At 67.5% G+C, this 7,000-nt stretch carries 9 protein-coding genes; 5 read left to right on the top strand and 4 right to left on the bottom strand.

Annotated elements, in window-relative coordinates:
• Positions 1-109: 109 nt before the first annotated feature.
• Positions 110-1,591 (bottom strand): glutamate--tRNA ligase, encoded by a 1,482-nt coding sequence (gltX, locus tag IBX53_RS02925; RefSeq protein WP_290905094.1) that lies wholly within the window; start codon positions 1,589-1,591, stop codon positions 110-112.
• Between the two features lie 144 nt (positions 1,592-1,735).
• On the opposite strand from gltX, the gene IBX53_RS02920 reads away from it, so the two are divergent.
• Positions 1,736-2,479: an SDR family NAD(P)-dependent oxidoreductase gene (locus IBX53_RS02920; RefSeq protein ID WP_290905091.1), complete on the top strand. Its 744-nt coding sequence runs from the start codon at positions 1,736-1,738 to the stop codon at positions 2,477-2,479.
• Between the two features lie 122 nt (positions 2,480-2,601).
• Positions 2,602-3,207 (top strand): helix-turn-helix transcriptional regulator, encoded by a 606-nt coding sequence (locus tag IBX53_RS02915; protein WP_290905089.1) that lies wholly within the window; start codon positions 2,602-2,604, stop codon positions 3,205-3,207.
• A gap of 92 nt (positions 3,208-3,299) precedes the next feature.
• Here IBX53_RS02915 and IBX53_RS02910 read toward each other — a convergent pair whose 3' ends face one another.
• Complete coding sequence (locus IBX53_RS02910) at positions 3,300-3,881, bottom strand: hypothetical protein (protein WP_290905086.1); 582 nt, start codon at positions 3,879-3,881, stop codon at positions 3,300-3,302.
• A gap of 71 nt (positions 3,882-3,952) precedes the next feature.
• On the bottom strand, positions 3,953-4,276 hold the full coding sequence (locus IBX53_RS02905; protein WP_290905082.1) for a TraR/DksA C4-type zinc finger protein: 324 nt from the start codon (positions 4,274-4,276) through the stop codon (positions 3,953-3,955).
• A gap of 137 nt (positions 4,277-4,413) precedes the next feature.
• On the opposite strand from IBX53_RS02905, the gene IBX53_RS02900 reads away from it, so the two are divergent.
• Entirely contained in the window at positions 4,414-5,241 is an 828-nt protein-coding gene (locus IBX53_RS02900) for a sulfite exporter TauE/SafE family protein (RefSeq protein WP_290905079.1), read from the top strand.
• A gap of 25 nt (positions 5,242-5,266) precedes the next feature.
• Here IBX53_RS02900 and IBX53_RS02895 read toward each other — a convergent pair whose 3' ends face one another.
• Entirely contained in the window at positions 5,267-5,506 is a 240-nt protein-coding gene (locus IBX53_RS02895) for a hypothetical protein (RefSeq protein WP_290905075.1), read from the bottom strand.
• A gap of 171 nt (positions 5,507-5,677) precedes the next feature.
• Between IBX53_RS02895 and IBX53_RS02890 the strand changes: the two genes are divergently transcribed.
• Both IBX53_RS02890 and dusA read left to right on the top strand, forming a co-directional pair.
• Positions 5,678-5,893: a hypothetical protein gene (locus tag IBX53_RS02890; RefSeq protein ID WP_290905073.1), complete on the top strand. Its 216-nt coding sequence runs from the start codon at positions 5,678-5,680 to the stop codon at positions 5,891-5,893.
• Positions 5,894-5,982: 89 nt separating this feature from the next.
• Entirely contained in the window at positions 5,983-6,978 is a 996-nt protein-coding gene (gene dusA / locus IBX53_RS02885; RefSeq protein ID WP_290905070.1) for a tRNA dihydrouridine(20/20a) synthase DusA, read from the top strand.
• The last annotated feature ends 22 nt before the right edge of the window (positions 6,979-7,000 follow it).

The following is a 7,000-nucleotide window of genomic DNA, read 5'->3' as shown; positions in this document are numbered from 1 at the left end:
CCGCTGACCTCAACACTGCCAGTGTTGCGCTCTCCCAGCTGAGCTAAGGCCCCGTGCCCTGAAGACGAGTCGCATAGTACTGATTCGACTCGTCTTCGTCAACAGGAAATCAAGCGAGTTCGCGGAACTCCTTCTCGAACCGCTTGGCCTGCTTCTTGGAGACGCCACCGAGCACCTCGATGGCGTGGCGCAGGCGCGCCCGGGTCATGTCGGAGCCGATAATCGCCATGGCGTCCATCACCGAGGTGCTGGCGGCGGAGCCGGTAATGGCGATGAACACCGGCGCCAGGAACTCCTTCATCTTCAGATCGAAATGGCCGGCCAGCGCCTTCACCTCGCCCAGCAGGGCCTCCTTGTCCCACGCTGGCACGACCTCGAAGCGCCACACCAGGAACTGCAGCAGTCTGAGCAGGTCCTCTCGGCCCAGCTTGACGCCGTCGAAGCTCTCCTCGGTGATGCGCGGCAGGCCAGAGAAGAAGTGGCCGGCCAGGGGCACCACCTCGGAGAGGGTCTCCACCCGTGGACGCACCTGGGGCAGGATCTCCTTCACGTAGCGCTCGTTGAAGGCCCACTCCATCAGCACCTTGAGGAAGCCCTCGTCGTCGAGCTCCTCGCGGATATAGAGGCCATTGAGCCAGGTCAGCTTCTCCAGGTCGAACACCGGGCCACCCAGGGAAACCCGCTGGATATCGAAGTGGGCCATCATCTCGTCGAGGCTGAACTTCTCGCGCTCGTCAGGCATCGACCAGCCCATGCGGCCCAGATAGTTGATCACCGCCTGGGGCAGGAAGCCCATGCGCCGGTAGTAGTTGATCGAGGTCGGGTTCTTGCGCTTGGAAAGCTTCGACTTGTCGGGGTTGCGCAGCAGCGGCATGTGGCAGAGCTCGGGCATCTCCCAGCCGAAATACTCATAGAGGAGCTGGTGCTTGGGCGCCGAGTTGATCCACTCCTCGCCGCGCAGCACATGGGTGATGCCCATCAGGTGGTCGTCGACCACATTGGCCAGGTGATAGGTGGGCATGCCGTCGGACTTGAGCAGGATCTGGGCATCCACCTGGGCCCAGTCCACTTCGATGGTGCCCCGCAGCATGTCCCGGATCACGCAGGTGCCGCTGGCAGGCACCGCCATGCGCACCACATGGGGCCAGCCCTCCGTCTCGCGGCGCGCCTGCTCATCGGCGGGCAGGGCCAGGTCGGCGGGCTTGAGCGCCAGCTGCATGCCGGCGGCCTTGCGCGCCTCACGCAGCTCGTCGAGCTCCTCGCTGGTGCGGTAGCACTTGAAGGCGTGCCCCGCCTCGATCAGCTGGCGAGCGTACTCTGCGTAGATGTCGCCGCGCTCGCTCTGCCGGTAGGGACCATGGGGACCTCCCACGTCGGGGCCCTCGTCCCAGTCGAGACCCAGCCAGCGCAGCGAGTCGAGAATCATCTGCTCCGACTCGGGTGTCGAGCGCACCCGGTCGGTATCCTCGATGCGCAGGATGAACTGGCCGCCGTGCTGGCGGGCGAAGCAGAGGTTGAACAGGGCGATGTAGGCGGTGCCGACGTGGGGATCGCCGGTCGGTGACGGCGCGATACGCGTGCGTACGGTCATGTCGTTGCGGTGTCCCGGATCCGAGGGTGGATGAACGAAGACATTATACGCACCTGCCGCCGCGTCAGCAGCCGTCGCGGGGAATCATCCGACAGGATCGCGGTCAATGTCTCGGCATTCGATCCGGATAACCTGGAGAGCACCATGCTTGTGCAACTTCCCGAGGGTTTTACCACGCTGGTGACCGGCGCCGGCGGCGGCATCGGCGGCGCGATAGTGGATGCCCTGCTGGCCAGCCTCAGGCCGGGGCGAGTGATCGGCGTCAGCCGACAGCCAGGGGCCCAGGTTGACGATACCCGCTTCGAGTCGCTGACTGCCGACCTCACCACGCCCGAGGGGCGCGAGCGCCTGGCCGCCCACCTGAACGGCACGCCGCTCCATCTGGTCTTCAATACCCTCGGCATGCTCCATGACGAGGCGCTCGGCATTCACCCCGAAAAGAAGCTCGACGACCTCGACGCCGAGGCCATGGCGCACCTGTTCCACGTCAATGCCGCGACCCCGGCCCTGCTGCTGCAGGCCCTGCAGCCCAGCCTGAAGGGTCAGCACCCGGCGCTGGTGGCAAGCCTCTCTGCCCGGGTCGGCTCCATCGAGGACAATCGCCTGGGCGGCTGGTACGCCTATCGCGCCAGCAAGGCGGCCCACAACATGCTGATGAGAACCGCCGCGGTGGAACTCCGACGGCTCAACAGGAGCCTCGCCGTGGTCTGCCTGCATCCCGGTACCACAGATACCGGACTCTCACGCCCCTTCCAGGCCCGCGTGCCGGAAGGCAAGCTGTTCACGCCGGCCTTCGTGGCCGAGCGACTTCTCGCGGTGCTGGGCGAGCGCCCGCTCGGGGGGGCCGCCAGCTTCCACGACTGGGCCGGCGAAACCGTGGCCTGGTGACCGGCATCAGCGGTGGCTCAGCGTTGATGGGAGATATTGCACAGCCTCACGGGATCCCCGATGATCGCACCGGCCCTTTCTACGTTCAGATAAGACAACCCATGCAACGACAGGATGGATAGATGGATTCACTAGGCCCGCGCATCAAGGAACTCCGGCTGGAGGCTAACCTCAACAAGGCAGCCCTGGCCCGTCGGGTTGGCGTCTCCGATGTGACCATCTCCTACTGGGAGTCCGGTGCCATTCGCCAGATAGGCCATGAGCGGCTGGTAGCCCTGGCCCAGGCACTGGATTGCCCGCTGTCGAGGCTGCTCGAAGGCAACAGAGGGGACCGGCCAGCGCCCCTCTACCTGCGTCGTCAGCCTCCCGCGCCCTGGCAGGACCCTGTTGCCGGCCGCATCGAAGTGCCCGATGACCTGCTACCCATACCGCAAGGGCAAGGCCAGCGATGGCACAAGGAGTGCTACCTGCTGACCCCAGCGCCGGGCGATACCTTCGATTTCCTGGGCGATCACGACCTCGTTGCCTTGGCCCCCACGGAGGACTTTCGCGAGCCGGGCCTCTACCTGGTGGAGGAGGACGGCCAGCTTTGGGTCCGCCGGGTTTCCCAGCGGGAGGATGGAGGACTGCAGTTCTGCGGGGAGGGCGACGCCACTGCCCACCCAGCTGCCCATGACACCCGCTTGCTGGGCATGCTCCTGGCCCGCTGGCAGGCCTCGCCGCTCTGACGTAGCGCTGGCACCCCGCCCTCGCGACTCGATCCCGAGCGCCGTTCGCGCTTCCATGCTATTCGACACCCGGTGCTATTCAACGCCCAGTGCTATTCGACGCCGAGCACTTCGACGTTATCGTGGGTACGACGGGGTTCGCTTCCGATCAGGAACCGCCGCGAGTCGCTCGCGACCTGCCCCAGGCCGTGACGCGAGGTGCTCACCAGCGGGCCACTCAGGTGCTCGCCCCGCTCGCCGATCCGTGCGCGAACGTCCGTGGGCTGCACGGTGGCTTCGGAGAGATTGACGGTGATGGTGTAGCCCCCGTCCGGAAGGCCGCTGCCCGATCCAAAGGGGCCGGCCTGGAAGCGACCGCCCGTCAACGTCGTACGCTCCTGCCAGCGGACGCCGCTGAGCTCTCGCTCCACCACCACCTGCAGGCGGGTGTTATCCGGCAGGTTGCTCTCCCCTTCCACCAGCAGGCGCCGGTCACTGCCGAGGCTGACCGCAAACTCGATCGCTACCGGCTCGGCAAAGGGCTCCACCTCGGCCTCGGGCTCAGCGGGGGGAGATGGCTGGGCAACCTGCTCCGGCTCGTCCGGCGCCTCTCCGGTCTCATTACCGTTCCCGCCGCACCCCGCAAGCAGCACCAGCATCACGCCCAGGCCGCACCATCGATACCACACGTTCATGCATGACCTCCGAAGCGATGATTCCTGCCTCAAGGCTATCACCGCCCCGGGCTGCCCGTCCCGTCGGTCACTCAACGAGGCTCGGCGCACTGCCGGCAAAGCGTGGTGAAGGGGACGGCGTCGAGACGCCCGGGCGCGATCGGCTCCTCACACACCTCGCAGAGATCACCCTCCCCGGCAGCGACGCGCGCGAGGGCGTGCATCACCTGGCGCAGCTCCTCCTCGGCCTCCCGCTCCAGGGCGTCGACCACCTCGTCATTCTGCAACTCGATGGCCTGCTCCTCCATGTCCTTGTCCAGCGGACCTGCGCGCTGCTCCTTGTGGTCCCGGTAGCGTTCGATTCGCTCGACCAGCTCGTCCCGCAGGGTCTCGAGCCGCTGCTTGCGCTCCATCATCGTCATGCCTCCCGTCGCCAGGCGTGCCGGAGTGGCAACGCCCTGTCCTTCTTCATAGCACATGCCGACCGTACCACGGCCCGGCAATTGCCTGTCGGCACGGGTTTTCCACTAGAATGCCCCCTTCACGACAACCCATGACGATCGAGGAGACGCCCGTGGATCCCCTGTGGTGGCTGGCCTACCTGGCCCTGGGAAGCTTTGTCGGCCTGATGGCCGGCCTGCTCGGCATCGGCGGCGGCGGCATCATGGTGCCGATCCTGACCTCGCTGTTCGTGATCCAGGGGGTCCCCCACGAGCATATCGCCCACCTGGCGCTGGGCACCGCCATGGCGGCCATCGTGCCGTCGGCCTCGGCCAGCCTATGGTCGCACCACCGGCACGGCGCGGTGCGCTGGCACATCGTGCGCCACATCACCCCGGCCATCCTCGCCGGCACCTTCCTGGCCACCTTCATCGCCGCCCTGATGCCGACCCGCGGTCTGGCGATCTTCTTCGCCGCCTTCATGGTGCTGATGTCGCTGCAGATGCTTGTCAACCTGAAGCCCAAGCCGACCCGCACCCTGCCGGGCCCCGTCGGCCTCTCCGGGGCGGGGCTCGGCATCGGCGGCATCTCGGCGCTGGTGGCCATCGGCGGCGGCTCGCTCACCGTGCCCTTCCTGACCTGGTGCAACGTGCGGCTGCCCCAGGCCATCGGCACCTCGGCCGCGGTGGGCCTGCCCATCGCCCTGGCCGGGGCGCTGGGCTACGTCATCAACGGCTGGGACACCGCCGGCCTGCCGGATGCCGCCTGGGGCTATGTCTACCTGCCCGCCCTGCTGCTCATGGCACCGTTCAGCATCCTCACCGCCCCCCTCGGCGCGAGGCTCGCCCACCGCCTGCCGGTGGCGCTCCTCAGGCGGGTGTTCGCGGTCATGCTGATGATCCTGGCGCTGCAGATGCTCTACACGGTGTTCACCGCCTGAGGCCCAGCCGGGCGATGGCGGCTCGTCAGGTCATGCCGAGGGCCGCATAGCCCTCCTCGGTCAGCGTCAGGGTCTCGCCCTGGCCGGGGGCTTCATGTGCTGTCACCGTGATCAGCCCCCGTGCCTCGAGTGCCGCGATATTCTCGCGCAGCGCCGGCAGCAGGGCATCCTCGTCGGAGTAGCCGAAGGGCGAGGAGAGCACCCCGCCATGCTGCAGCACCCGCGCCAGGATCTCCAACTGGTGGTCCGTCAGTTCGTGGGACATGGCCGTCATCTCGCAGAAAGGGTTCCAAGGTTATCGCCGGTCGCGCTTGAAGCGTTTTCACGGGCACTCGCGACGGAGATGGCATAGGGTTCCAGAATGAGATGTCGGGGCACCTCGTCCTGCCTTCCAGAATCCCGGTGGTACTCTCCCATCACGAAGCAGGAGGTCGGCATGGACACCATCACCCTCACCCACAAGGTACATGGCCTGACCCTCATCTGCCGCCAGTGCGGCAACACCGAAGAGCCGGTCACCCTCAACCTCACGCGGTTCCGGGTCGAGGGACTCTCCCGCGACACCGGCACCCTGCGCTGCCTGAACTGCCAGGCCGCCGTCACCATCGGGCTCCACGAACTGGACCCGATCGCCTTCTTCCGGGCCGGCTAGGCGAGCCAGGCAGCAGCATCACCGACATGGGCAACCCGCGCTGGGGGCTGGTAGAATGCTGGCCTTACCGAACAACCCCGTGATGCCCGATGCCCCAGCTCGACCGCACCTTCTCCGTCGCGCCGATGATGGACTGGACGACCCGCGACTACCGCGCGTTCGCCCGCACCCTGACCCGCCACGCGCTGTTCTACACCGAGATGGTCACCACCGGCGCCATCCTGCACGGCAGCCCGCGGGAGCGCTTCCTGGGCTTCGACGCCGTGGAGCACCCGCTGGCCCTGCAGCTGGGCGGCAGCGACCCGAGCGAGCTCGCCGAGTGCGCGGCCATTGCCGAGGCCTGGGGCTATGACGAGGTCAACCTCAACGTGGGCTGCCCGAGCGACCGGGTGCAGAACAACCTGATCGGCGCCTGCCTGATGGGCCATCCCGAGACGGTGGCCGCCGGGGTGCGCGCCATGCGCGACGCGGTGTCGATCCCGGTCACGGTGAAGTGCCGCATCGGCATCGACGATCAGGATGAGGACGCCGATCTCGAGCGCTTTATCGCCACGGTGGCCGACGCCGGCTGCGAGGTGTTCATCGTGCACGCCCGCAAGGCCTGGCTGCAGGGCCTCTCCCCCAAGGAGAACCGCGACATCCCGCCCCTCAACTACCCCCGGGTGCACCGCCTCAAGGCGAGCCGCCCCGAACTGCATATCGGCATCAACGGCGGCATCAGGACCCTCGACGAGTGTCGGGCGCAGCTCGAGCAGTTAGACAGCGTCATGGTGGGGCGCGAGGCCTACCAGAACCCCTGGCTGCTGGCCGGCGTGGACGAGGCCTTCTACGGCGAGCCGGGGCCGGCGACCAGCCGTCATGCGGCAGCGCAGGCCTTTCGCCCCTACATCGCTCAGCGCCTCGAGGAGGGCGCCAAGCTCAACCACATCACTCGCCACCTGCTGGGGCTCTTCCAGGGCCAGCCGGGGGGACGGCGCTTCCGCCGCCACCTCTCCGAGAACGGCCACCTCGAGGGCGCCTGCCTGCGCGTCTTCGACGACGCCCTGAGCCTGGTCCCCGAGCGCGAACCCGCCGCCGCGGCCTGACGACGCGCCCCGGCGGGCGTGC

Origin of the sequence: Halomonas sp., assembly GCF_014859505.1 — a bacterium.
GTDB lineage: Bacteria > Pseudomonadota > Gammaproteobacteria > Pseudomonadales > Halomonadaceae > Halomonas.
This window is presented reverse-complemented; position numbering and strand designations above follow the sequence as displayed.